Source organism: uncultured Sphingomonas sp. (assembly GCF_936927845.1).
Lineage (GTDB): Bacteria > Pseudomonadota > Alphaproteobacteria > Sphingomonadales > Sphingomonadaceae > Sphingomonas.
Genome location: NZ_CAKZHV010000059.1, coordinates 78,064 through 105,052, shown reverse-complemented (window position 1 = coordinate 105,052; position 26,989 = coordinate 78,064). Strand labels below are relative to the sequence as shown.

At 67.3% G+C, this 26,989-nt stretch carries 17 protein-coding genes; 11 read left to right on the top strand and 6 right to left on the bottom strand.

The features are described from left to right. Nucleotides 1-347: 347 nt before the first annotated feature. From Q0579_RS10785 to Q0579_RS10760, 6 genes are all read left to right on the top strand, one after another. A complete protein-coding gene (locus Q0579_RS10785; RefSeq protein WP_093006035.1) occupies nt 348-716 on the top strand; it encodes a BlaI/MecI/CopY family transcriptional regulator in 369 nt (122 codons plus the stop codon). Further along, nucleotides 713-2,389 (top strand): M56 family metallopeptidase, encoded by a 1,677-nt coding sequence (locus Q0579_RS10780; protein WP_298812030.1) that lies wholly within the window; start codon nt 713-715, stop codon nt 2,387-2,389. The genes Q0579_RS10785 and Q0579_RS10780 overlap by 4 nt, the downstream gene beginning before the upstream one ends. Before the next feature lie 57 nt (nt 2,390-2,446). Next, nucleotides 2,447-3,316, top strand: coding sequence for an MBL fold metallo-hydrolase (locus Q0579_RS10775; protein ID WP_298812029.1), 870 nt, complete (start codon nt 2,447-2,449; stop codon nt 3,314-3,316). Further along, nucleotides 3,313-4,008, top strand: coding sequence for a DUF4230 domain-containing protein (locus Q0579_RS10770; protein WP_298812027.1), 696 nt, complete (start codon nt 3,313-3,315; stop codon nt 4,006-4,008). Before Q0579_RS10775 ends, Q0579_RS10770 begins: the two co-directional genes overlap by 4 nt. A 37-nt stretch (nt 4,009-4,045) precedes the next feature. Next, entirely contained in the window at nt 4,046-5,044 is a 999-nt protein-coding gene (gene nadA / locus Q0579_RS10765) for a quinolinate synthase NadA (protein WP_298812025.1), read from the top strand. Between the two features lie 74 nt (nt 5,045-5,118). Beyond that, the gene (locus Q0579_RS10760; RefSeq protein ID WP_298812024.1) at nt 5,119-5,424 is read left to right on the top strand and encodes an excalibur calcium-binding domain-containing protein; all 306 of its coding nucleotides are present in this window, start codon (nt 5,119-5,121) and stop codon (nt 5,422-5,424) included. A gap of 19 nt (nt 5,425-5,443) precedes the next feature. Here Q0579_RS10760 and ppk2 read toward each other — a convergent pair whose 3' ends face one another. Beyond that, complete coding sequence (ppk2, locus tag Q0579_RS10755; protein WP_298812023.1) at nt 5,444-6,190, bottom strand: polyphosphate kinase 2; 747 nt, start codon at nt 6,188-6,190, stop codon at nt 5,444-5,446. Between the two features lie 81 nt (nt 6,191-6,271). On the opposite strand from ppk2, the gene Q0579_RS10750 reads away from it, so the two are divergent. The 3 genes from Q0579_RS10750 to Q0579_RS10740 are packed head-to-tail and all read left to right on the top strand — an operon-like array spanning nt 6,272 to nt 9,528. Then, a complete protein-coding gene (locus tag Q0579_RS10750; protein ID WP_298812021.1) occupies nt 6,272-8,353 on the top strand; it encodes a prolyl oligopeptidase family serine peptidase in 2,082 nt (693 codons plus the stop codon). Nucleotides 8,354-8,401: 48 nt separating this feature from the next. Then, on the top strand, nt 8,402-9,178 hold the full coding sequence (locus Q0579_RS10745) for a metallophosphoesterase (RefSeq protein ID WP_298812017.1): 777 nt from the start codon (nt 8,402-8,404) through the stop codon (nt 9,176-9,178). Further along, a complete protein-coding gene (locus Q0579_RS10740) occupies nt 9,175-9,528 on the top strand; it encodes a hypothetical protein (RefSeq protein ID WP_298812016.1) in 354 nt (117 codons plus the stop codon). Before Q0579_RS10745 ends, Q0579_RS10740 begins: the two co-directional genes overlap by 4 nt. A gap of 3 nt (nt 9,529-9,531) precedes the next feature. Here the strand turns inward: Q0579_RS10740 and Q0579_RS10735 are convergent, their stop codons facing one another. From Q0579_RS10735 to rpoB, 3 genes are all read right to left on the bottom strand, one after another. Further along, nucleotides 9,532-11,958, bottom strand: coding sequence for a TonB-dependent receptor (locus Q0579_RS10735; protein ID WP_298812015.1), 2,427 nt, complete (start codon nt 11,956-11,958; stop codon nt 9,532-9,534). 352 nt (nt 11,959-12,310) lie between these two features. After that, nucleotides 12,311-16,594: a DNA-directed RNA polymerase subunit beta' gene (rpoC, locus tag Q0579_RS10730; protein ID WP_298812014.1), complete on the bottom strand. Its 4,284-nt coding sequence runs from the start codon at nt 16,592-16,594 to the stop codon at nt 12,311-12,313. An 87-nt stretch (nt 16,595-16,681) separates the two neighbouring features. Beyond that, nucleotides 16,682-20,860, bottom strand: coding sequence for a DNA-directed RNA polymerase subunit beta (rpoB, locus tag Q0579_RS10725; protein ID WP_298812013.1), 4,179 nt, complete (start codon nt 20,858-20,860; stop codon nt 16,682-16,684). A gap of 350 nt (nt 20,861-21,210) precedes the next feature. Between rpoB and Q0579_RS10720 the strand changes: the two genes are divergently transcribed. Further along, on the top strand, nt 21,211-22,425 hold the full coding sequence (locus Q0579_RS10720; RefSeq protein WP_298812011.1) for a hypothetical protein: 1,215 nt from the start codon (nt 21,211-21,213) through the stop codon (nt 22,423-22,425). Between the two features lie 476 nt (nt 22,426-22,901). Here the strand turns inward: Q0579_RS10720 and rplL are convergent, their stop codons facing one another. Both rplL and rplJ read right to left on the bottom strand, forming a co-directional pair. Further along, nucleotides 22,902-23,279, bottom strand: a complete 378-nt coding sequence (gene rplL / locus Q0579_RS10715; protein WP_298812009.1) for a 50S ribosomal protein L7/L12 — start codon at nt 23,277-23,279, stop codon at nt 22,902-22,904. Nucleotides 23,280-23,346: 67 nt separating this feature from the next. Continuing rightward, nucleotides 23,347-23,862: a 50S ribosomal protein L10 gene (gene rplJ / locus Q0579_RS10710; RefSeq protein ID WP_298812008.1), complete on the bottom strand. Its 516-nt coding sequence runs from the start codon at nt 23,860-23,862 to the stop codon at nt 23,347-23,349. A 429-nt stretch (nt 23,863-24,291) separates the two neighbouring features. Between rplJ and Q0579_RS10705 the strand changes: the two genes are divergently transcribed. Next, a complete protein-coding gene (locus Q0579_RS10705) occupies nt 24,292-26,820 on the top strand; it encodes an alkaline phosphatase PhoX (RefSeq protein ID WP_298812007.1) in 2,529 nt (842 codons plus the stop codon). The last annotated feature ends 169 nt before the right edge of the window (nt 26,821-26,989 follow it).

The following is a 26,989-nucleotide window of genomic DNA, read 5'->3' as shown; positions in this document are numbered from 1 at the left end:
ATGATTGAACGGCGGGCGCTGCTGCGACGGCGCCCGTCCACCGACGCTCGGGTGCGCGCGTGCGACTCAGGGGCAAAATCGCGGGGAAGACCGGGTTGGACGGGCGCCGCGAGATCGAGAAAGCGGCGGCCCGCCCAGCTGAAGCGTCGATGCGCTCGGTAGCGCGACATAGCTCGCACCATGCGTGCCAAACTGTCCAAGCCGCGGTTTTCCTGACCCGAAATGGTTAAGCCACGTCGGCCGGGGCGGTCAGGTGTAAAGCCGGTCGACACTTTCCCCGCTCCGTTGACAACAATTGTAGTCAGTGCAACAAGACTACATCTGTAAGCGGAACAAGGATGGCGCCGATGGCCGAGCGGATCAGTGATGCCGAACACGCGGTGATGGAGGTGTTGTGGGATGAAAGCCCGCTCACCGCGCAGGACGTGACCGAGCGCGTCGATCCCAACCGCGCGTGGAGCGCCGCCACCGTCAAGACGTTGCTCGGGCGTTTGCTCGGCAAAGGCGCGGTGCAGCACGAGGTCGACGGGCGACGCTACCTCTACTCGCCCGCGGTCGCGCGCGAGGATTATGTCGCGGGCGAATCGCGCAAGCTGATCGACCGGCTGTTCGGCGGCAAGCTGACCCCGCTCGTCGCGCATCTGGCCGAGCGTGACGAACTGTCGCGCCAGGACATCGCCGAGATCGAGGCGTTGCTCAAGGCGTTGAAACAATGATCGCGCTGGCCGTGGAGGCGCTGGTCGCCTCGACCGCGCTGATGCTGCTGGTGCTGGCGCTGCGTGGACCGGTGCGGCGCGCCTTTGGTGCCGAGATGGCGTATCTGCTGTGGCTCCTGCCGGTGCTGCGGCTCCTGCTGCCGCCGCTGCCGACCGGGTGGAGCCCGATGACCGCCGCGCCGATCAGCGACGTGAGCGAGCGCGCTGCCGTGCTGATCACCCCGGTCGTACCGGTCGACGTCGCGGCGATCGCAACGCCGACCGCGCCGACGGGTGGCGCGATGCCGTGGGTGGCGCTGCTATGGGTCGCGGGTGCCGTCGCGATCCTGGGTTTCCAACTCGTGCAATATCTGCGCTTTCGCGCACGGGTGCTGCGCAGTGCCGAGGCGGTGACGCGGGTCGGCTCGGTCGAGGTGGTGGAAAGTGCGGGTGCGAGCGGGCCGCTCGCCTTCGGGTTGATCCGCCGCGTCGTCGCGTTCCCGCGCGACTTTGCCGAGCGGTACGACGCGCAGGAACGCGAACTCGCGCTGGCGCACGAGATCGGGCATCATCGCCGCGGTGACCTGTGGGCGAATTGGGTCGCGCTCGCGCTGCTGGCGCTGCACTGGTTCAATCCGGTCGCCTGGATCGCGTTCCGCGCCTTTCGCGCCGATCAGGAAATGGCGAACGACGCCGGCGTGCTCGCCCGCGCGGGTGCCGCGCAGCGCCATGCCTACGGTTGTGCGATCGTGAAGGCGGCGCATGGTCGCGCGCTGACCCCGGCGTGTCACCTGAACACGATCAACGACCTGAAAGGGCGGCTGCGGATGCTGGCGCGCGGGCGTGTATCGGGTCGGCGGGTGGCAGCGGGCGGCGCGGCGATCACGGCGCTCGCAGGCGCAGGGTTGGTGCTGACTGCGTCGGGGATGCCGGCGGCCGCGCGCGTGCGCGCCGGGGTCGAACAGGTGACGGGCGTGCCGCTCGACTCGTTCGATCGCACCTTTGCCGAGGTGATGGCGCCGATCACGCGCGTCCGCACAACGCACCGGGTGACGATCGTCGAGAATGGTCGCGCAACCGTGCTGAGCGGCGACGAGGCCGCGGCTTATGTGGCGGCGCATCCGGTGCCGGTCACGCCAGTGCCGCCGGTCCCCCCGGTGCCGCCGGTGCCGAGCGACGGCCGCGCACCGCCTGCCACACCCGCGCCGCCGGCGATCCCGGCGGCGGTAAGTGTCAGCCGCGGCGGCTGTGACGAGGGCGCGGCGATCGTCAGCCGCTCGGGCAATGCACGCGCGGTGGTAGTCTGTGATGGCGGAAGCGAGGGTTATGCCGCGAACGAGCGCCGCGAAGCGCTGAACGAGGCACGCGAGGCGCGGCGCGAGGCGATGCAGGCCGCGTTGGAAGCACGCCGCGAGGGTCTGCGCGCCAGCATGGAAGCGCAGCGCGAGGCCATGGAGGCGCAGAAGGAGGCGCAGCGCGAGGCGATGGAGGCCAAGCGTGAAGCGATGCGCGAGCAGCAGGAAGCGCAGCGCGAAAACCAGTCGGCACTGCGCTCAGCGATGGCTGATCTCGCAAGGACGCGCGCGAGCCTGGCAGAGGACCGGGGGCTGACCGGCAACATTCGCACAAAGGCGCTGCGTGAGGTCGACAAGGCACTCGCCAAGGTGCGCGCGCAGATGGCGGCGATCGACTAAGCGCGGGTCGGGCGCGGCGCTTGCGTCGCTGCGCCCGACCCGCCATTTCGTTGTGCAATGAACGACGCGCCACCGCCGCCGACCGGGCTCGCGATCGAGCTCGAGCCGCTCGTCACCCGTGTGCTGGCGCCCAATGCGTCGCCGTACACGTTCACGGGAACGCAGACGCATCTGGTCGGGGCGACCGACCTCGCGATCATCGATCCCGGGCCCGCGGACGAGCCGCATCACGCCGCGCTGCTACGGACGATCGCGGGCCGCCCGGTGCGCGCGATCGTCATCACGCATCATCACCGCGATCACAGTCCCGGCGCGCGGCGGCTGGCGCTGGAAACCGGAGCGCCGATCATGGGCGCGGCGCCGTTCGCGCACAGCGACGATGGTCCGCGCGCCGATGCGGCGTTCGATCCCGATTACGCACCCGACCGCGTGCTGGCCGAGGGTGAGCGGGTGAGCGGGGAGGGATGGACGCTGGAGGCGATCGCGACACCCGGGCATACGAGCAACCATCTCGCCTTCGCGCTTCCCGAGACGGGCGCGCTTTTCTCGGGCGATCACGTGATGGGGTGGGCGACCAGCGTGGTCTCGCCGCCCGACGGCGACATGGGCGACTATATGGCGAGCCTGGAGAAGCTGCTCGCACGCGGTGACCGCGTCTATTATCCCGGCCACGGGCTCGAGATCGAGCGGCCGCAGCGGCTGGTGCGCGGGCTGCTCGGGCATCGCAAGCAACGCGAGGGGCAGATCCTGCGGCTGTTGGGCGAGGGGGTCGGCACCGTGCCGCAAATGGTGGAGCGGATGTATGTGGGGCTTGACCGCCGCCTGCTGCCCGCGGCCGAGCAATCGGTGCTGGCGCATCTGATCGACCTCGATCGCCGCGCGCTGGTGCGGGCAGATGGTGAGGCGTGGAGAATGGTGTCGGCGTGAACAATCTGGTGAAGACCGCACTTGGGCTCGCGCTGGCGGTGGCGATCGTCGTCGTTTCGGTCGCGGGTTATCGGCGCTATACCGACAGCTACACCGTCGCGACCGATGAGAACGGGCTGGCGGTGGCGCGTGTCGTGACGGGCAAGCTCTACGGTAGCAGCGACCTTCGCGTCAGTCGCCTATCAGGCATCGTGCAGGCGACCGCGGCGACCAGCCGTTTGTGGGGATGGCTGAAGTCGACCCGCGTGGTGAAGGCGCCGTACGAGGTCGATTACTACGTCCAGCTGCGATCGCTGTCGCCGCGCGATTTCCGCTACGACGAGGCAAACCGCCGACTGCTGGTCGAGGTGCCCGACGTGGTGGTCGGGCGTCCCAACGTCGATGAAGCGAACGTGACGATCGATCAGACGAGCGGCGCGTTCGTCTCGCGCGACGCGATGGCCGAATTGCAGCGCCGCGTGTCGGGCACGGCGACGCGCGTGGTGGCGGCCAAGGCGCGCGAGCCGCAGAACATCCTCAAAGCGCGCGAGAACGGACGCGCCGCGCTCGAACGATTGTTCGGGGGGACGCTGGCGGCGGCGGGGCTGCCGGTCAGCGTGCAGGTGCGCTTTCAGGGTGAGCCGCGTGGAGGCGATGCGACGCAGTGGGACCTGACACGCAGCCTTGAGGAAGTGCTCGGCAACGGGCGCTGACTTGATCGCACGCGCGCGCTGGGCCACATCCGCGCGCATGGAACAGCCCACCAACCTTTCCGGCCTCGACCTGCGCGCCGAGATCGACCGCCTTCGCCGCGAGCGCAACGCGGTGATCCTCGCGCATTATTATCAGAAGCCCGAGATACAGGATCTGGCCGATTTCGTCGGCGACAGCCTCGACCTCAGCCGCAAGGCGGCGGAGACCGATGCCGACGTGATCGCATTCTGCGGTGTGCGCTTCATGGCCGAAACCGCGAAAATCCTGAGCCCGCAGAAGACGGTGGTGCTGCCCGACATGGACGCAGGCTGCAGCCTGGAGGACAGTTGCCCGCCCGAGCAGTTCGCGGCGTTCCGCGCGCAGCACCCGGACGCGATCGCGCTGACCTACATCAACTGTTCGGCCGAGGTTAAGGGACTGTCCGACGTCATCGTGACGAGCAGCTCGGCGGAGAAGATCCTGAGCCAGATCCCGGCGTCGCAGCCGATCATCTTCGGGCCGGACCGCAACCTGGGCGGGTATCTCGCGCGCAAGACCGGGCGCGACCTGATCCTGTGGCCGGGGGTGTGCATCGTCCACGAGGCGTTCAGCGAGACGGAGCTCCTGAAGCTCAAGGCGCAGTACCCGGGCGCGCCGGTGGCGGCGCATCCCGAATGCCCGGCGGTGATCCTCGATCACGCCGATTACGTTGGCTCGACACGCGGGATCCTGGATTACGCGATGGCGATGCCGGGCGACACGCTGATCGTCGCGACCGAGCCGCACATCATCCACCAGATGGAGAAGGCGTTACCCGACAAGACCTTCATCGGCGCGCCGGGCGCGGACGGCAACTGCAACTGCAACATCTGCCCGTACATGGCGCTCAACACGATGGAGAAGCTCTACGTCGCGCTGCGTGACCTGACGCCTAGGATCGAGATCGAGGAAGGGCTGCGGCTCCGCGCGAAGAAGAGTCTCGATGCGATGCTGGCGATGGCGAGCGGGTCGGTCGGGCAGGGTGACCTGGGCCCGGTGCGCGTCACCGGCGACTGACGCGCCCGCGTGGCGCCTTGTTGCTGATCCAGATCAGGCACGTGGCGTTTACTCATTTGGCCTAGCCCGAAACCATGCGGGATGGATCATCGGGCGCGCTGTTTACCTTGATCGGCGCAGGTTTTGTCGGAGCCGTGGCAGGCGTCGGGTCGGTCATAACGCCGTCGCACGGGCGAGCGGGCGCGGTTGCCACCATCGAACAGGTCGCGGCCGACACTCGCCTGAGCCGCCTCAGGCCGCCGCAGCAGGGCGACGAATGGGGCGGCTGCAACGACGCGCGGGCCGCGGGCACGGCACCGATCTATCGCGGTGAGCCGGGCTATCGTGCCAACATGGACGGCGACGGCGACGGGATCGCGTGCGAGCCGATCCCGAACTGACGCGCCGCTAACCTCCACCTTAACCGGCGAGTCGCCCGTCGTTTATCGCGTCGAGCGCGAACGGGAACAGCACGTCGGGATCGGGCTGCTTGATCTCGCGCGCGATGTCGTCGTCCGTGATTTCACGGAGCAGATGGCGGATCACCGCCTTGTGCGCGGCGGGCTTGTCGTCGGCGCGCACACAGGTCCACGGCGCCCAGACGCTGTGCGTCCGCTCCAGCATCGTGTCGCGCGCGGCCGAATAGTCGGCCCATTTGTCCTGCGCGACCGCGTCGAGCGCGGAAACCTTCAAGGCCTTCAATGGATCGGTGCGGCGCTTCTCCAGTCGACGCGCCTGCTCGTCCTTGTCGATGTCGAGCCACAGCTTGACCAGCTTGATCCCGTTCTCGACCAGCATGCGCTCGAAATCGGGCACGTCGCGCAGAAATTGTGCCTGCTGCGCCGGCGTGGAGAAGCCGTTCACCACCTCGACGCCAGCGCGATTGTACCAGCTGCGATTGAAGATCACGAGTTCGCCGGCGGCGGGCAGATGCGCGACGTAGCGTTGAAAATACCACTGGGTCGCCTCGCGGTCGCTCGGCTTCGGAAGCGCGACGACGCGGGTGTTGCGGACCGACAGATGCTGGGTGATCGCCTTGATCGTGCCGTCCTTGCCCGCGGCGTCGCGGCCTTCGAGCACGACGACCGCGCGTTCGCCGCTTTTCGCCATGGCGGCCTGCATCCGGACGAGCCCGAGTTGCAGGTGATGGTGCTTGGCTTTCCCCATTGGTCCTCCGTCACTTGGTCCCCCACATGCCGGCACGACAGGCCGGTTGAGCAGGGGCGACAGGAACGCTACGCATCGGCAATGAAATCGCTCCTTCCGCTCGTGTCACTGCTGGCAATCGCCGCTGCGCCCGCCGCCGATCCTTACGCTTGGCTGGAGGATATCGAGGGCGCCCGCGCACTCGGGCAGGTGAAGGCGTGGAACGCCGAAACGGAGCAAGTGCTGACGCGCGACCCGCGCTACGAGCAGGACCGCGCACGCGCCAAGGCGATCCTCGACGACGAGGCGCAGATCGCCGAGCCCGAAACCGTGATGGGCGAGCGCGTCACCAATCTGTGGCGCGACGCGGCGCATCCGCGCGGGCTGTGGCGGGTGGCGAGCCTTTCCAGCTACACGGCGGGCAAGCCCGAGTGGCGCACGCTGATCGACGTCGATGCGCTGGGTAAGCAGGAGGGCAAGAGCTGGGTCTGGCACGGTGCGCAGTGCCTGGAGCCCGATTACACCCGCTGCATGGTCGCGCTGAGCCCCGGCGGCACCGACGCGCAGGTGGTGCGCGAGTTTGACCTGACCACGGGCGCGTTCGTGCCCGACGGGTTCGTGCTGCCCGAGGCGAAGAGCCGTTATACGTGGATCGATCGCGATCACCTGCTGGTCGCGAGCGATTGGGGTGCGGGATCGCTGACCGTGTCGGGCTACCCGCGGATCGCGAAGGTGTGGACGCGCGGCACGCCGATCACTGCGGCGAAGATGGTGCACGAGGCACCGGCGTCGATCGTCGGGTTGGAGGTACGCGCCCCCGTCGACGCGACGCAGCGCTGGCCGATGATCGCCGTCAACACGACGTTCTTCCAGAGCGATTACATCGTGCGGATGCCCAACGGCCGCTTCGCGCCGCTGCCGCTGCCGCAAGGAGCGGACGTGCGCGACGTGATCGGTGGGCGCGCGATCGTGTCGTACAGCAAGCCCGCAAACGGATTCCAGGCCGGGGTGCTGGTCGCCTATTCGCTCGCCGATGTCGCCGCGGGGCGGCGCGCGGCCCCTGAACTGGTGATGGCGCCGAGCGCGAGCCAGGCGGTCGAGGAGGTGAGCGCCACCGACCACGTGTTGTGGGTCAAGGTGCTGGACGACGTGTCGGGCAAGCTGCTGGCGCTGCGCCGCGGTTCGGATGGCCGCTGGTCGCAGGCGGCAATGCCGCTCGCCGCCAACAGCACGATCCACATCGTCGGCAGCGCGGGCGCGCGCGACAGGGCGTTCGCGACCGTCGAGGGGATGCTTACCCCGCCGACGCTCTACGCGGTCGGTGCGGACGCGAAGGTCGCCGCGGTGCAGTCGCTGCCGGCCAAGTTCGACGCGCGGCAGTACGCGGTCGCGCAGCATTTCGCGACCTCGAAGGACGGCACGCGCGTGCCGTATTTCCTGGTGACCAAGAAGGGCGCGACCAGTCCTGCGCCCGCGCTGATCCACGCCTATGGCGGGTTCCGCAACGCGCAAACGCCGACCTATTTGACCGACCAGCCATATCGTGCCGGGCCGCTGGGGCTGTTCTGGGTCGAGCAGGGCAACGCCTTCGTGCTCGCCAATCTGCGCGGCGGCGGCGAGTACGGCCCGCGCTGGCACCAGGCGGGGCTGCGCGAGAAGCGGCAGAACGTGTTCGACGATCTTCACGCGGTCGCCGAGGATCTGGTCAAGACGGGGGTCAGCGCGCCCAAGAAAATCGCGGTCTCGGGCCGGTCGAACGGCGGATTGCTGGTCGGCGTGGCGATGCAGCAGCGGCCCGACTTGTACGGCGCGGTGATCGCTGGCTCGCCGCTCGAAGACATGCAGCGCTACTCGCACTTGTCCGCGGGTGCCTCGTGGATCGACGAGTACGGCGATCCTGACAAGCCCGGCGACTGGGCGTTCATCAGCCGCTACTCGCCGTACCAGAACGTGCGCAGCGGCGTGCGTTACCCGCCGGTGCTCTTCTACGGATCGACCAAGGACGATCGCGTTCATCCGGGCCACGCGAGAAAGCTCGCCGCGCTGCTCAAGGCGAACGGCAACACCGTCTATTTTCACGAATATCTCGAGGGCGGTCACGCGGTCGGCGCCGACCACGCCGAGGATGCGCGCCGCGCCGCGCTGCTCGACGCGTTCCTGCGCCGCGAGCTGATGGGGAAATAGGCACCCGGGCGGCCGCTCGCGCGTTAGGAGCGGTCAACGGGAGAAGACATGACCAAGCTGTTCCACGTCAGCGACGTGCATTTCGGCGCCGAGGACCCGGCGGCGATCGCCTGGTTCGGCGAGCGCGTGGCGGCGGAGAAGCCCGACGCGGTGATCATGACCGGCGACCTGACGATGCGCGCCAAGCCCAAGGAGTTCCAGCAGGGCGGCGACTGGCTGCGCTCGCTTGGCGTGCCGGTGACGCTGGAGGTCGGCAACCACGATATCCCCTATTACTGGGACCCGCTGCGGCGACTGTTCTCGCCTTACTCGCGCTACGCCGCGGTCGAGAAGATGATCGAGCGCCCGCTCGACATACACGGCATCGCGGTGATCCCGCTCAAGACCACCGCGCGCGCGCAGTGGCGCTGGAACTGGTCAAAGGGGCGGGTGAGCCCGGGCTCGCTCCGCCGCGCGCTGTCGCTGATCGCGGACGTGCCGAAGGACCACCTGATCATCGTCGCGGGGCACCACCCGCTGATCGAGGGGCCGACCAAGGGGACCGCCAGGACGAAATACGGCGACCGCGCGCTCGTCGCGCTGGCGAAGGCGGGGGCGGACGCGGTCCTGTCGGGTCACGTCCACGATCCATTCGACGTGCCGTTCGCGCATGGCGGGCGGACGGTGCGGCTGATCGGCGCGGGCACGCTGTCGAAGCGGGTGCGCCACTCGCCGCCGGCGTTCAACGAGTTGCGCGTCGAGGGCGGCACGATCACGACGATCGTGCGGACGATGGAAGGGGATCGCACGCTCGCACTCGGTGAGCCGGTGCAGGAGCCGGCGTGACACGCCTCGCGCTCGTGCTGCCGATCTTGCTCGTCGCAGCAGCCCCGGTACCCGCCGACAGGCCCGGGCCGTCGCGCGCCGACAAGCGTTTGAAAGCCGACGTGCTGCGCGGGCTGCAGCGCTACTCGGTCGCGGCCTATCGCTGCGCGCGACTGGGCCAGTTGCAGGCGCAGTCGCTGCCCAAGCGCTTTCGTGCGGGCTCGCCGGTGTACCGCCGCCGCGGGCATTGGGAGGCGTGGTCGGCGCGCGTGTGCGGCCAGCGGCGCACGTTCCTGGTCGCGATGTGGCCGAGCCGGCGCGGCGGCGTCGACTTCACGATCGAGCCGCAGGGAAGCTCTGCGCGTCGGTGATGCTCAGCGTCTCAGCCTCAGTGTCGCGCCGACCGTCCGCGGGTCGCTGGGCGTGGCCAGAATGAGGCCGCTGTTACCCGCCTGTACCGTCACGTTCTGCACGTAATCGGCGTCGAACAGGTTGCGTGCGAATAGCGCCAGCTCCAGCCCATCAGCGAAGCGGTAGCCGATGTTGGCATTGGTGAGATTGTAGCCGCGGATGTAGGTGAAGCGCGACAGGCTGGGGTCGCCGCTATAGCCGCTGCGCGACGCGGTATCGACGTGGAGGAACACCGCGCCGGTTCCGACCGGCTGCTCGATGTCGGCGCCCGCGGTGGCGGCGAGCCGTGGCAGCGAGGCGAGGCGGCGACCGGTCAGGCTGCACCGTGTCGTTGCGGCGGTCTGCTGCTCCAGCGGGCAGGGGCCGGCGGGATAGTCGCTGTATTCGCCGTCAGCGTAGGCGAGGCCGGCACGCAGCGAGACGCCGGGCAGGACGAGCGCGGACGCGTCGGCCTCGATCCCCTTCACGGTGACTTCGGGAATGTTCGACAGATAGCCGCGCAACTGCGCGGTCTGCGTGACCGAATTCTCGACCACCGTCGCCTGGAAGTCGCGTACCTTGGTGTAGAAGCCGTCGATGTTGAACACGAGCCGGCGGTCGAACGCCTGCGTCTTCAGCCCGACCTCGTAGGTCTCGTTGCGTTCCGGGCGCACGACGGCGGTGGCGAGCACGGGGCGGTTGTTGCCGTCGAGCGGCAGCCCCGACATGTTGATCCCGCCTGATTTGAACCCGCGCGCGTAGCTGGCGTAGCCGAGCACGCCCGGCGCGAGATCGACCGCGACGTTACCGCGCCCCGACAGGCTGCCGTCGCGGTCACGCGCCGCATAGGATTGCGGGCGCAGGATATTCAGCCTGGCATTGGTGAGCGCGGGGACCGCGGCCGCCGGGCCGCCGGACACGGTCGTGTCGTACGAACCGTCCTTGTTCTCGTGCGTGTAGCGCAGACCCGCGGTCAGCGTGACGCGGTCGATGACGCGCCAGTTCGCCTCGCCGAACGCGGCGTAGCTGGTGCTGTGGAAGCGGGTGCGGCCGTCCTGTCCGTAGCCGTCGAGCAGGTTGGACGGAACCGCGACCGGGGTCGCGTTGGTTGCACTGGTCGGCACGCTCTGCCCGATCAGCCAGCCGGCAGCGGCGGGGCCGTAGATGCTGATCGGACCACCGGTGATCGTCTGCGAGAAGGCGTAGAGGCCGACCACATAGCCCAGCCGATGCTCGCCGTTTGAGGCGAGGCGCAGTTCCTGGCTCCACTGATCCTGCCGCGAGGGAATATGCTGGCTGAGCTGGATCGGCAGACCGATGTAATCGCGGTCGTTCTCCGCGTCCCAGTTCCAGAAGCGCCACGCGGTGACCGAGGTGATCGTGGCGGGGCCGACGTTCCAGTCGGTGATCGCCGACACACCACCCTCGTTGGTGTCGGTGCCGAGCGGACCGTCAATGTCGGTCACGCGTTCGCGGTAGTTTAGCGAAGGCAGGGTGTAGCCGAACTGGCGCGCGAGCGCGGGAAACTGGCGGTTCGCGGCGCGCAGGCTCTGACCGACCGTGTAGGGCACTTGGGTGCAGCAATATGCCTGGAAATTGGTGAAGTCGGCCGACACGCGCAGCCGGAGGCGCTCGTCGGGCTGGAACAGCAATTGTCCGCGCACGGCCTGCGTGCCGAGCGTGTTGGCGTCGCGGCCGGTGCGCACGTTGGTGATGACGCCGTCACGTCGCGTCGACACGCCCGAGAGACGATAAGCGACGGTGTCGCTGATCGGGCCAGATACCCAGCCTTTCGCCTGGACGAAGTCAAAGCTGCCATAGGACAGTTCGGCGAAACCCTCCGGCATGAAGCTCGGCGCGCGTGTGGTGATGTTGATCGCGCCCGCGGTCGTGTTCTTGCCGAACAACGTGCCCTGCGGTCCGCGCAGTTCCTCGACCTGCGCCACGTCTGCGAAGTCGAACGCCGAGGTGGCGGGGCGAGCGTGATAGACCTGATCGACGTAGAAGCCGACCCCCGACTCCAGTCCATCGTTCGCCTGACTGACCGCGACGACGCTGGAGCCCAGACCGCGGATCGTGAAGGCGGTGTTGCGCGGGTTGGCCGAGGAATAATTGAGGCTGGGGATCAGCGTGGTCAGCGCCTGCGTGTTCACCGCATATGCCTGATCCAGAAGCGTGCCACCGACGACCGACAATGACGTCGGGATGCGCTGCGCATCCTCGGCACGACGGCGCGCGGTGACGATGACGGCGGGTAGGCCGTCGGCGCCGTTGGCGGTGCTCGCTTCGCCGGCGGCGGGCGTAGAGGCGGCGTTGCTGGTTGGCGTGATGATCGTGTCGGCGGTTTGCGCTTCCGCGGGTAGCGCGAGCGTCGCGAGCGCGAGCGAGGTCAGCGATGATGTGAGCTTCATGATCGTGACCCCTGTGGCGTCCAGCCGCGGTTCTGCGCTGACCGGCTCGGGCGGTTCATGAAGCTATGTTCGTCGGAATACAACAGCGATATCCATGTGGATATGGCTCCGCGTGATTATCCGGTTATTTCCGGCGACGCTTGTCACCTCGGACTCGGTCTCGGTTCGGGGTGGGGTGGGAAGAAGCGGGATCCCGGCCCAAGGCCGGGATGACGAGAGGGGAGGAGGCAACGTCAGCTCCCCCAGTGTCGCCAAGGGGCCCCGACCCGATGCCCAATCGGCTCACAAACGGAAACCGCCGCCCGGTTGCCCGGACGGCGGTTCCTGCTTCACGTCGTGATTAGCCGAACGGTCAGTCGTTCAGATACTCGCCCGCATCGGCGTCGGTGCCGGTTCCCGAGGGCACGACCTCGGCGAGCGGATCGCTGCCGGTGCCGGTGTCGTCGCGCGGGCTGCGCGCGTCCTCGGCGGCCTTGACCTGCGTTGCCGTACCTGCCGCGATCATCGCTTCCTGCAACTTGCGCTGCTGGACGCGGAGCGCTGCGTCACGCGACGAGGCAGCGACGCGCAGGCGGTTCATGCCCGCGCCCGTGCCTGCCGGGATCAGGCGGCCGACGATCACGTTCTCCTTCAAGCCCATCAGCGTGTCCTGCTTGCCCTGGACCGCCGCCTCGGTGAGGACGCGGGTAGTCTCCTGGAACGACGCGGCCGAGATGAACGAGCGCGTCTGCAAGCTCGCCTTGGTGATACCGAGCAGCACGGGCTTGCCCTGTGCCGGCGCCTGACCCTTCTCCAGCTTGGCGTTGATCGCGTCCATTTCCTCGCGATCGACCTGCTCGCCCGCGAGCAGCGTGGTGTCGCCGCCCTCGGTGATCTCGACCTTCTGCAGCATCTGACGAACGATCGTCTCGATGTGCTTGTCGTTGATCTTCACGCCCTGCAGTCGATAGACCTCCTGGATCTCCGACACGAGATATTCCGCGAGTGGCTCGATGCCGAGCACCTCGAGAATGTCGTGCGGATCGGGCGAACCGCCGATCAGATTGTCGCCGCGCTTGACGTAGTCGCCTTCCTGAACGTCGATCACCTTCGACTTTGGGATCAGATACTCCACGACCTCGCCGCCGTCCTCGGGCTGGATCCCGATCTTGCGCTTGGCCTTGTAATCCTTGCCGAACACGACACGGCCGGAGACCTTCGCGATGATCGCGTTCTCCTTCGGCTTGCGCGCCTCGAACAGCTCGGCGACGCGCGGCAGACCGCCGGTGATGTCGCGGGTCTTGGCGGACTCGCGGGCGACACGGGCGAGCACGTCGCCCGCCTGCACCGTCGCATTGTCCTCGACCGACAGCACCGCGCCGGGCGCGAGCATGTAGCGTGCCGCTTCACCCGAACCCTCGTCGAGCAAGGTCATGCGCGGACGCAGATCCTCCTTCGACTTGGTGGTGGCGCGGTGCTCGGTCACGACGCGCTGGGCGATGCCCGTCGCTTCGTCGACCTGCTCGGTCAGCGTCTTGCCCTCGACCAGATCCTGGAACTTCACCGTGCCGCCGGTCTCGGTGATCACCGGCATGGTGAACGGATCCCACTCGGCCATGCGGTCGCCCTTGGACACGATGTGACCGTCGTCGAACATGACGTACGCACCGTAGGGGATGCGGTCGACCGACAGCTCGCGGCCATCCATGTCCTTGATCACGATCTCGCCCGAACGGCTCAGCACCACGCGGCGGCCGCGTTGGTCGACGATCACGCGCAGGTCGCGGTATTCCGCGGTGCCGTCTGCGTGCGCCTCCAGGTTGGACGTCTCGTTGAGCTGCGCCGCACCGCCGATGTGGAAGGTGCGCATGGTCAGCTGCGTGCCCGGCTCACCGATCGACTGCGCGGCGATGACGCCGACCGCCTCACCGATGTTGACCGGCGTACCGCGCGCGAGATCGCGGCCGTAGCACTTGCCGCACACGCCGATCTTGCTTTCGCAAACCAGCGGCGAGCGGATCTTCATGCCCTGCACGCCCATCGCTTCGATCTGCGCGACCATCGGCTCGTCGAGCAGCGTGCCGACCGGGATGACGACCTTGCCATCCTTGTCGACCACGTCCTCGGCCGTGGTGCGGCCGAGAATACGCTCGCCAAGCGACGCGATGGTGCTGCCGCCTTGGACGATTGCCTTCATCTCCAGCGCGCGCTCGGTGCCGCAATCCTCCTCGATGATGACGCAGTCCTGCGACACGTCGACGAGGCGGCGGGTGAGATAGCCCGAGTTTGCGGTCTTCAACGCCGTGTCCGCGAGGCCCTTGCGCGCGCCGTGGGTGGAGTTGAAGTATTCGAGGACGGTCAGACCTTCCTTGAAGTTCGAGATGATCGGCGTCTCGATGATCTCGCCCGAGGGCTTCGCCATCAGGCCGCGCATGCCCGCGAGCTGCTTGATCTGCGCCTGCGAACCACGCGCACCCGAGTGCGCCATCATGTAGATCGAGTTGATCGGCTTCTCGCGGCCGGCGTGCTCGCCGTCCTCGTAGTGGCGGACCGCCTTGATCTCGTTCATCATCGAATTCGCGACCTGATCACCGCAGCGCGACCAGGCGTCGATCACCTTGTTGTACTTCTCCTGCTGCGTGATCAGGCCGTCCTGATACTGCTGCTCGAAGTCCTTCACCTGATCGCGCGTCTCGTCGACCAGCGCGTCCTTGTCGGGCGCGATGATCATGTCGTCCTTGCCGAACGAGATGCCGGCCTTGAACGCGTGACGGAAACCGAGCGCCATGATCGCATCGGCGAACAGCACCGTCTCCTTCTGACCGGTGTGGCGATACACCTCGTCGATGACGTCGCCGACATCCTTCTTGGTCAGCAGGCGGTTGACGGTGTCGAACGGCACCTTGTGGCTCTTCGGCAGCGTCTCGCCCAGCAGCATGCGGCCCGGCGTCGTCTCGAAGCGCTTGAGGTACTGCTTGCCGTTCTCGTCGGTCTGCGGAACGCGGCTGATGACCTTGGTGTGGAGCGTCACGGCGCCCGAGTCGAGCGCCTGGTGCACTTCCGCCATGTCGGACAGCAGCATGCCTTCGCCCGGCTCCTTCTCCTTCATCATGGAGAGATAGTAGAGGCCCAGCACCATGTCCTGCGACGGCACGATGATCGGCTTGCCGTTCGCAGGCGACAGGATGTTGTTGGTCGACATCATCAGCACGCGCGCTTCCAGCTGCGCCTCAAGGCTCAGCGGCACGTGGACGGCCATCTGGTCACCGTCGAAGTCGGCGTTGAACGCCGAGCAGACCAGCGGGTGAAGCTGGATCGCCTTGCCCTCGATCAGCACCGGCTCGAACGCCTGGATGCCGAGGCGGTGGAGCGTCGGTGCGCGGTTGAGCATGACCGGGTGCTCGCGGATCACCTCGTCCAGGATGTCCCAGACTTCCTTGCGCTCCTTCTCGACCCACTTCTTCGCCTGCTTGAGCGTCATGCTCAGGCCCTTGGCGTCGAGGCGCGCGTAGATGAACGGCTTGAACAGCTCGAGCGCCATCTTCTTCGGCAAGCCGCACTGGTGCAGCTTCAGCTCCGGCCCGGTCACGATGACCGAACGGCCCGAATAGTCGACGCGCTTGCCGAGCAGGTTCTGGCGGAAGCGCCCCTGCTTGCCCTTGAGCATATCGGACAGTGACTTGAGCGGACGCTTGTTCGCACCGGTGATCGTGCGACCGCGACGGCCGTTGTCGAATAAGGCGTCGACCGCCTCCTGCAGCATGCGCTTCTCGTTGCGGACGATGATGTCCGGCGCGCGCAGCTCCATCAGGCGCTTCAGACGATTGTTGCGGTTGATCACGCGACGATACAGGTCGTTCAGGTCCGAGGTCGCGAAGCGACCGCCGTCGAGCGGCACCAGCGGGCGCAGCTCGGGCGGGATGACCGGCACGACCTCGAGGATCATCCACTCGGGACGGTTGCCCGACTCCAGGAAGCTCTCGACGACCTTCAGCCGCTTGATGATCTTCTTGGGCTTGAGCTCCGACTTGGTAGTGGCGAGCTCTTCGAGCAGCGCGACCTTCTCGCCCTCGAGATCGAGGTTCTCGAGCATGTTGCGCACGGCCTCGGCGCCGATCCCGGCGGAGAAGGCGTCCTCGCCATATTCGTCCTGCGCCTCGAGCAGCTCATCCTCGGTGAGCAGCTGATACTTCTCGAGCGGGGTCAGGCCCGGCTCGATCACGATATACGCTTCGAAATAGAGCACGCGCTCGAGCTGCTTCAACTGCATGTCGAGCAGCAGGCCGATGCGGCTCGGCAGCGACTTCAGGAACCAGATGTGCGCGACCGGGGCGGCGAGCTCGATGTGGCCCATCCGCTCGCGGCGAACCTTCGATACGGTGACTTCGACACCGCACTTCTCACACACGATGCCCTTGTACTTCATGCGCTTGTACTTGCCGCACAGGCATTCATAGTCCTTGATCGGACCAAAGATGCGCGCGCAGAACAGGCCGTCACGCTCGGGCTTGAACGTGCGATAGTTGATCGTTTCCGGCTTCTTGATCTCGCCGAACGACCACGAGCGGATGCGATCGGGCGATGCGATGCCGATCTGGATCTGGTCGAAGGTCTCCGGCTTCGCGAGCGGATTGGCGAAATTGGTCAGTTCGTTCATGATTTCGTCCCTCTAGGGGTAAGCTGTCCAGGCGGGAGCGGAGAGGACGGGCGACGGTTTGGTAAACCGTCGCCCGCACAGCCCTTTTTACTCCGCGGCCTCGGCCATGCCGTCGTCCTCGGCCTCTTCCATCGACTTGAGATCGACGTTGAGACCCAGCGAGCGCATTTCCTTGACCAGCACGTTGAAGCTCTCGGGGATGCCGGCCTCGAACGTGTCGTCGCCCTTGACGATCGCCTCGTAGACCTTGGTGCGGCCGACCACGTCGTCCGACTTCACCGTCAGCATCTCCTGCAGCGTGTAAGCGGCGCCGTAAGCCTGGAGCGCCCAGACCTCCATCTCGCCGAAACGCTGCCCGCCGAACTGCGCCTTGCCGCCCAGCGGCTGCTGGGTGACGAGGCTGTACGGCCCGATTGAACGCGCGTGGATCTTGTCGTCAACCAGGTGGTGGAGCTTGAGCATGTAGATGATGCCCACGGTCACCTTGCGGTCGAACTTGTCGCCGGTGCGCCCGTCGAACAGGTCCGACTGACCCGAGGGGTCGAGCCCCGCGAGCGCCAGCATGTCCGACACGTCCTTCTCGACCGCGCCGTCGAACACGGGCGTGCCCATCGGAACGCCGCCGCGCAGGTTCTGCGCCAGCTCGACGATCTCGTCGCCCGAGCGGGCCTGGATGTCGTCGAGATAATGCTCGCCGTAGACTTCCTCCAGCCGCGCCTTGACCGCGTCGGGCATCGCGCCCGCCGAAGCGTCAGGATTGGCCTCGCGCCACTCGTCGAGCTGCTGTGCGATCTGTTGACCCAGACCACGCGCCGCCCAGCCGAGGTGCGTCTCGAAGATCTGCCCGACGTTCATGCGCGACGGCACGCCCAGCGGGTTGAGCACGAGGTCGACCGGCGTTCCGTCGGCGAGGAACGGCATGTCCTCCGCCGGCAGGATGCGGCTGATGACGCCCTTGTTGCCGTGACGGCCGGCCATCTTGTCGCCTGGCTGCAGCTTGCGCTTCACCGCGACGAAGACCTTCACCATCTTGAGCACGCCCGGCGGCAGCTCGTCGCCGCGCTCCAGCTTCTCGCGGCGATCCTCGAACTTGTCGCGGATACGCTTGGCCGCCTCGTCGTACTGGCCCTTCACGGCTTCCAGGTTCGCCTGCACGGCATCGTCCTGCACCGCGAACTTCCACCACTCGTGGCGGTCGACCGAGTCGAGCAGGTCCATGTCGATGGTCGAGCCCTTCTTGACGCCCTTCGGCGCCGCGGTCGCGACCTGACCCAGCAGCATCTCGCGCAGACGGCTCCACGTCGCGCGATTGAGGATCGTGCGCTCGTCGTCCGAATCCTTCTTCAGGCGCTCGATCTCCTCGCGCTCGATCGCCATCGCGCGCTCGTCCTTGTCGATGCCGTGACGATTGAAGACGCGCACGTCGACGATCGTGCCGGCAACGCCCGGCGGCAGGCGCAGCGACGTGTCGCGCACGTCCGACGCCTTTTCACCGAAGATCGCGCGGAGCAGCTTCTCTTCCGGCGTCATCGGCGACTCGCCCTTGGGCGTGATCTTGCCGACCAAGATGTCGCCCGGCTCGACCTCGGCACCCACGTAGACGATGCCCGCCTCGTCGAGGTTGCGCAGTGCTTCCTCGCCGACGTTGGGGATGTCGCGCGTGATGTCCTCCGGCCCGAGCTTCGTGTCGCGGGCCATCACCTCGAACTCGTCGATGTGGATCGACGTGAACACGTCATCCTTCACGATCCGCTCGGAGATGAGGATCGAGTCCTCATAGTTGTACCCGTTCCACGGCATGAACGCGACCAGCGCGTTCCGGCCGAGCGCCAGCTCGCCGAACTCGGTCGAGGGACCATCGGCCAGCACGTCGCCCGCCTTCACCACGTCGCCCACCTTCACCAGCGGACGCTGGTTGATGCAGGTCGACTGGTTCGAGCGCTGGAACTTCATCAGCGTGTAGATGTCAACGCCGCTCTCGTTCGCATCGACCTCACCGGTCGCGCGAATGACGATGCGGGCCGCATCGACCTGATCGACGATGCCGGCGCGCTTGGCCGAGATTGCGGCGCCCGAGTCGCGCGCCACCGTCTCTTCCATGCCGGTGCCGACGAACGGTGCCTCGGCCTTGACCAGCGGCACCGCCTGGCGCTGCATGTTCGAGCCCATCAGCGCGCGGTTCGCGTCGTCGTTCTCCAGGAACGGAATGAGCGAGGCCGCGACCGACACGAGCTGCTTGGGCGACACGTCCATCAGCGTCACCGTCTCGGGCAGCGCCATCAGGAACTCGCCCGCCTGACGCGCGGACACCAGCTCCTCGGCGAACGAACCGTCCTCGTTGAGCTCGGCCGACGCCTGCGCGACGGTGTGCTTCTGCTCCTCCATCGCGGAGAGATAGACGACCTCGTTAGTCACCCGGCCATCGACGATCTTACGGTACGGCGTCTCGATGAAGCCGTACTTGTTGACGCGCGCGAAGGTCGACAGCGAGTTGATCAGACCGATGTTCGGGCCTTCCGGCGTCTCGATCGGGCAGATGCGGCCGTAGTGCGTGGGGTGAACGTCGCGAACCTCGAAGCCCGCGCGCTCACGCGTCAGACCGCCCGGCCCAAGCGCCGAGACGCGACGCTTGTGCGTCACTTCGGACAAGGGGTTGGTCTGGTCCATGAACTGCGACAGCTGCGACGAACCGAAGAACTCGCGCACCGCGGCGACCGCGGGCTTCGCGTTGATCAGGTCATTCGGCATCACGGTCGAGACGTCCACCGAGGACATGCGCTCCTTGACCGCGCGCTCCATGCGCAGCAGGCCGACGCGATACTGGTTCTCCAGCAGCTCGCCGACCGAACGCACTCGGCGGTTGCCGAGGTTGTCGATGTCGTCGATCTCGCCCTTGCCGTCCTTCAGGTCGACCAGCGTCTTGACGACCGCGAGAATATCCTCGGTGCGCAGCGTCGTCACCGTGTCCTCGGCGTAGAGGTCGAGGCGCATGTTGAGCTTCACGCGGCCGACTGCCGACAGATCGTAGCGGTCGGGGTCGAAGAACAGGCCGGCGAACAGCGACTCCGCGGTTTCCAGCGTCGGCGGCTCGCCGGGGCGCATCACGCGGTAGATGTCCGACAGCGCCTGCTCGCGCTCCTCGGCCTTGTCGGCCTTGAGCGTGTTGCGGATCCACGGACCCGTCGTGACATGGTCAATGTCGAGCAGTTCGACGCGGTCGAGCCCGGCCTTGTCGAGCTTTTCCATGCTGTCGGGACCGATTTCGTCACCGGCCTCGACGTAGATCTCGCCCGTCTGCTCGTTGATGAGGTCATAGGCCGAGTAGCGGCCGTAGATTTCCTCGGTCGGGATCAGCAGCGTCTCCAGACCGTCCTTCGCAGCCTTGTTGGCGGCGCGCGGGGTGATCTTGGTGCCGGCAGCGAAGATCACCTCGCCCGACTTCGCGTCGACGATGTCGAACGACGGCTTCACGCCGCGCCAGTTCTCGGCCGCGAACGGGATCTGCCAGCCGCCCTGACCGCGCACAAAGGTGACGCGGTTGTAGAACTGGTTGAGAATCTCTTCGGAATTGAGGCCGAGCGCGTAGAGCAGCGCCGTCACCGGCAGCTTGCGCTTGCGGTCGATGCGGACGTTGACGATGTCCTTGGCGTCGAACTCAAAATCGAGCCACGAACCGCGATACGGGATCACGCGCGCCGCGAACAGGAACTTGCCCGACGCGTGCGTCTTGCCGCGGTCATGGTCGAACAGGACGCCCGGCGAGCGGTGCATCTGGCTGACGATCACGCGCTCGGTGCCGTTGATGAAGAACGTGCCGTTCTCCGTCATCAGCGGCATGTCGCCCATGTAAACGTCCTGCTCCTTGATATCGAGCACCGAGCGGGTTTCCGTATCGGGATCCACCTCGAACACGATCAGGCGCAGCGTGACGCGCATCGGGGCGGCATAGGTGATGCCGCGCTGACGGCATTCCTCGACGTCGAACTTCGGCGGCTCGAGCTCGTAATTGACGAAATCGAGTTCGGCGGTGCCGGCGAAATCCCGGATCGGGAACACGCTGCGCAGCGTCTTTTCAAGACCCGAGACGTAGCCGATCGAGGGATCGGAGCGCAGGAACTGTTCGTAGCTCTCGCGCTGCACCTCGATCAGGTTCGGCATCTGCACCACTTCGTGGATGTTGCCGAAAACCTTGCGGATGCGGCGCTTGCGCGTCCCGCCGGTGGTGTCGCGCCGGCCGGTGCCCGCGTCGATCGCCTTGGTTGCCATGTGGACTATTGCCTCGTCAGCCGAAGAAAATCACGAAGCGCAAAGAACGGCAAAAGGCCGCACGTCTGATCCCGTGATGGGAGACGGCAGCCTCTAGCGTCCTGTTTCCCGCGCTCCTATCCGTACGAGGCACTGCGCGACGGCACCCCATGTCCCGGAACTGCGGAAGAGTGTCGGATATAGGCGCGCGTACCGGGATCGTCAATCACCGGCAGCCGCGCACAACGTTGCGCGCGGAAGAACGATCCCGGCGTGTCGCAGGCTCGGGTCGGCGCACGCGATGATAGTGCTGCTCCGCCGCCGCGCCTAAACGGTTGACCTCCACCGCGTTCCCATTAGCGCGTCGGGTCATGATCGTTTCGCGTTGTGTCCGCGCTCCACTGGCGCGTGTTCCCTTTGCCGTGCTGCTCCTGACCTGCGCACCCGCCGCGCTCGCGCAGACCAATGCGCCGGCGGCGACCCCGACACTGTCGTTGCCGCCGATCACCTTCTCGTTGCCGGCGGGTAATCCGACCCCGGCTGCCACGGCCGAGCCCACGCCAGCGCCGACGCCGCGCGCGAGCGAGACGCCACGTTCGGCGCCATCACCACGTGCGACGCCAACACCGCGCGCCACCCCCATTGCTCGCGAAACGCCGCTCGCGCGCGCGACCCCTACGCCGGCTGCATCGGCCAGCCCCGCGGCGACCGCCACGACGGCGACGGCGTCTGCCACGCCGACGCCGGTAGCTGCGCCGAGCGTGGCCGCCTCACCGACCTCGCCCGCGCCGGTTGCGCCAGCAGCCTCGATGGCGACGCGCGAGGATGATAACGGAGGCTTCAACTGGTTGTGGCTGGTCGGGGCGGCGCTGCTGGCGGGGGCGGGATGGTGGTGGTGGCAGCGGCGCAGCGCTGTCGCGCCGGTCGAGGCGATGGTCGAGCCGGCCGAGTCGCCGGCAGTCGCGCCCGAGGCTCTACCCGCCGAGGCCGCAGCGGCAGCGATCGCCACACCGGCGCCGCGTATGCTGTCACGACGTCCGGCGGTGGCGGCGCCGGAGCCGGTCGCCGTGGCGCAGCCGCGCGCGTGGATCGAACTGGAACTGCGCGCGCGGCGTGCCGGCGTCAATCTCGTCACCGCTACCGCCGATGTCGAAGTGCTGGTGCGTAATCGCGGCGACGCGGAGGCGCGCAGCGTCCGTCTCGACGTGCGGCTCACCAGTGCGCGCGGCGACCAGGATGCGGAACTCGGGCAGATTTTCGCGGAGGTCGCGGCGCGCGGGGCCGTGCCGCCGTTCACGCTTGCACCCGGTGTGGAGCGAAGCGTTCGCGCGCTGGTGACGCTGCCGCGCGGCGACATCAACGTCCTGACCGCGGCCGAGCGGCCGATGTTCGTGCCGGTGGTGACACTCAATGCCCGCTATGCGCGCGGTGTTGAAGGCGCAGGGGAAGGGCAGACGGCGCAGGCGTTTGCGCTCGGGATCGAGCGCCCGGGCGCGATCAAGCTGGCGCCATTCTGGCTGGACGGACCCGCGCGGATGTTCGAGACGGTCGCGGCACGACCGCATGCGCTGGCGATCTCGAGCTGACGGACTCGTGAGGGCGTAGCGCCCGCGTCAGCGTTCCTGCGGGCTGCTGATATCCAAAAGACCCGCTGAAAAAACGCCGTTTCAGAAGAACGCGCGCGCGGCCTCGATGATCGCGGCCCATAGCATCAGCGACGTCACCACCATGGCGAGCAGTGACCAGGCCCGCCGGGCCTCGACGTGGTTCGACGCGTGATACAGCATCCGACCTCTCCCAATTTTGTGTCACGATAATGCATGTCGTAACATCGAAAAAGCCATAAACTTTGATCAACGCGATCGTCGCATTCGCTGAGTGGAAGGTCGATTACCCCTTGGGGTGAGCAGGCGTCTGCCGAGGCGGCCGTGCAGTTGCGCAACGAAAAGGGCGGCGCCGCCGAAGCGAAGCCGCCCTTTTCTGATTCTGGCCGTCGCGGGAACAGGTCACGCGACAGCCGGCCTCGCGGGGTATCGACCTGCTGGCCGATACCCGCTGCGGCTTACTTGAGCTCGACGGTCGCGCCAGCTTCTTCCAGCTGCTTCTTGACCTTCTCGGCCTCGTCCTTCGACACGCCTTCCTTGACGGCCTTCGGCGCGCCCTCGACGAGTGCCTTCGCCTCAGTAAGGCCGAGACCGGTGATCGCGCGGACTTCCTTGATGACGTTGATCTTCTTGCCACCGTCGCCGGTCAGGATCACGTCGAACTCGGTCTTCTCTTCAGCGGCGGGCGCACCAGCGCCACCGCCGGCTGCCGGCGCTGCTGCAACCGCTGCTGCGGCCGAGACGCCCCACTTCTCTTCGAGCATCTTCGAGAGTTCAGCGGCCTCGAGGACGGTCAGTTCGCTCAGCTGGTCAACCAGCGCGTTCAGGTCTGCCATGTTACTTTTCCCAGTTTATCGGGGACCCAGGGTCCCGTTCGTCAACAAAATGAACTCGCCCGAAAACTCAGGCGGCTTCCTTCTCGGCATAGGCCGACAGGACGCGCGCGATCTGAGCCGCGGGTGCCTGCGCGATCGTCGCCAGCTTCGTGGCGGGTGCCACGACGAGGCCGATGATCTTGGCGCGCAGCTCGTCGAGCGAGGGCAGCGTCGCCAGTGCCTGTACGCCGGCCAGGTCGAGCGCGGTTGCGCCCATTGCGCCGCCGACGATCTCGAACTTGTCGGTCGTCTTGGCGAAATCGACCGCGACCTTCGCCGCCGCGACCGGATCGATCGAGGTGGCCAAGCCGACCGGGCCGGTCAGCATGTCGCCGATCGAGCCATAGTCGGTGCCGTCGAGCGCGATCCTGGCAAGCTTGTTCTTCGAGACCTTGTATACCGCGCCGGCATCCCGCATCCGGTTGCGCAAGTCGGTTGACTGCGCGACCGTCATGCCGAGGTTGCGGGTGACAACCACCACGCCGACCTCGGAGAAGGTGCTGTTCAGCTCGGCAACGGCTGCGCTTTTCTGCGCACGATCCATGCCATTCTCCACGTTCATGAGCGTACCGCCGAAGCCGCACGCCCGGTTGCTTGTCCCGCCCGCGCCGAACGGCGCAAACGGTGTGTCCGACGATGGGGAAGGGGATGCCCGCTGGGAGCGGCATCACGGGCGGCGCGTGGGCCGATCCGGATGCGTTCAAATCCTGTTTCCCCGTCTCGGCGGGAGATTAAGCCGCGGCAGATCCGCGGCACCCACTGTCTTGGACGGATGAGCCGGACAGGGCGAGCCCACGCCGGTTCGAGCGCGCCTTTAGCAGAAATCGTCCCGCGCACAAGAGGCTTGCCGCATGTCGCGCAACTGCAACACGCCCGTCACCGATCCATCACCGAACTGCCACCGCCCTGTCGCGCGAAGCCGCCAAAGCGGCCGGGTAGCGCCGTGGGAGTGGCGCGATCCGGGGGAATGCACATGACCGAGCTCAGCCTCACCGCCATCGGCTACGACGATGGCGATATCGATACCAACGCCAGCCGCAACCCGCACCTGAACGAGATCGTCCACCAGCGCTACTCGCGGCGCCAGACGCTGCTCGGCGGCCTGTCGGCGATGACCACCGCGGCGTTCGGCTCGGTGCTGCTGTCGGCGTGCGGCGGCGACGAGCTCGACGATCCGGGCGTGGTGGTGAGCGCGGGCGGGTCGATCACCACCTCGGCGGGCAAGACGGTGACGCTGAACGGCACCGCGGGCAATAACGCGACCTCGTCGGGCTTCACGCAGGTCAGCGGGCCGGCGGTGACGCTCAGCACCGCGGGCGGCGTCACGACCTTTGTCGCGCCGGCCGTGTCGGCCGCCACCACGCTGGTGTTCCGCTTCTCGGCGACCGGCAAGAACGGCCAGACGAGCAGCAGCGACACGACCGTCACCGTCAACCCGGCGTCCCTCGCCTTTACCGCGGTGTCGAAGAACCTGAACGACGTGGTGACGGTGCCCGAGGGTTATTCGGTCGCGGTCCTCTACCGCCTGGGTGATCCGATTGCGTCCGGCGTCGGCGTCTTCGCCAATGACGGGCAGGACACCAATTTCGCACAGCGCGCGGGCGACCACCATGACGGAATGAGCTTCTTCGGGCTGGGCGCCACCGCCAGCACGCCCGATGCCGCCAACAACACGCGCGGCATGCTGGTGCTCAATCACGAGAACATCACGCAAGCCTATCTCCATCCCGCCGGCCCGACGACGGTCGGCGGCCGCCGCCCCGAGGCGGAAGCGATCAAGGAGATCGAGGCGCACGGCGTGTCCGCGATCGAGGTGACGCGCGCGAGCGGTGGCGCGTGGAGCTACGTCCAGGCGTCCGCGCTCAACCGCCGCGTGACGCCCAACACGCCGACCGTCATCAACGGGCCGGTGCGCGGCAACGCGCAGCTGCGCACGCTCTACTCGGCGGACGCGACCGCGGGACGCGGCACGATCAACAATTGCGCCAACGGCCAGATGCCGTGGAACACCTACCTGACCAACGAGGAGAATTGGGCGGGTTACTTCCGCCGTACCGCGGGCGATGCGGCCGTCCGCACCGCCGCGGGACTCGCCAAGCAGAACGTCTCGCTCGCGCGCTACGGCGTGCGCGAGGGGGCGACCGGCAATTACGGCTGGTCGACCGTGCAACCCGCGACCGCGGGCGACACGCGCTTCGCCAAGTGGAACGCGACCGCGACGGCGGGCCTGGCGGCGGACGGCAGCGCCGATTTCCGCAATGAGCCGTTCCAATACGGCTGGGTGGTCGAGATCGACCCGTTCAACCCCGCCGCGCCCCCGCGCAAGCGCACCGCGCTCGGCCGCATGAACCACGAAGGCTGCTGGCCGGGCCGCACGGTCGCGGGCACGCGTCCAGCCTTCTACATGGGTGACGACGCGCAGAACGAATATATCTACAAGTTCGTGTCCAACACCGCCTGGGCCGAGGCGGACGCGAGCAACGCCGACCGGCTGGCGATCGGCGACAAGTATCTCGACACCGGCACGCTCTACGTCGCGCGCTTCAACGCGGATGGCTCGGGCCAGTGGCTGCCGCTCGTGTTCGGGCAGAACGGGCTGACCGCGGCGAACACCACCTATCCGTTCGCCGACCAGGCCGACGTGCTGATCAACACCCGCCTCGCCGCCGACGTGCTGGGCGCGACCAAGATGGACCGGCCCGAGTGGACCGCGGTCAACCCGGTCAACGGCGAGATGTATTGCACGCTGACCAACAACTCGTCGCGCACGCCCGTGACCACCGACGCGCCCAACCCACGCGCCTATACCGACCCCAAGCTGCCGCAGGGCGACACCGTCAACGCCGATCCGCCCACCTCGTCGCAGGCAACGCGCGGCAACGCCAACGGCCACGTCATCCGCGTGCGCGAGAACGGCGACACGACGGAGGCGACCGCCTTCACCTGGGACGTCTACGCCTTCGGCTCGGGCGCGGACCTCGACCGCACCAACATCAACCTGTCGGGGCTCGACGCGTCGAACGACTTCTCGTCGCCCGACGGCCTGTGGTTCGGGCGCAACACCAACGTGACCGGCCAGGTCGCGCCGGTGCTGTGGATCCAGACCGACGACGGCGCCTATACCGACGTCACCAACTGCATGATGCTCGCCGCGCTGCCCGGTCGGGTCGGCGATGGCGGCACGCGCACGGTCAACAACACGCTGACGACCGCCGCGGGCGTGACCACCACCAGCATGACGACGACGCGGATCGGTGCCGCGCCGGGCGCGAACCTCAAGCGCTTTCTAGTCGGGCCCAAGGAGTGCGAGATTACGGGCATAACCTCGACGCCCGACGGACGCTCGCTGTTCGTCAACATCCAGCACCCTGGCGAGAACGGCAGCGCGAGCAACATCACGTCGAGCTGGCCCGCGTCGCAATCGGGCCAAGCGGGCACCAGCCGTCCGCGCTCGGCGACGATCGTCATCACCAAGAACGACGGCGGGATCGTCGGTATCTGATCGCGTTATGGGAGGGCGTCTTTGCAGCGTCCTCCCACCCTTGTTTGTGGCAAATCCATGACGAGAACGGCCGGGTCGGTCGTGCTCTGGACTCGGCCGTTCATGTGGCGTACAACATCGCCACGGACCGGGAGACCCCGGACAGGTGGCTCCGGCTCCGTTTTGGAGA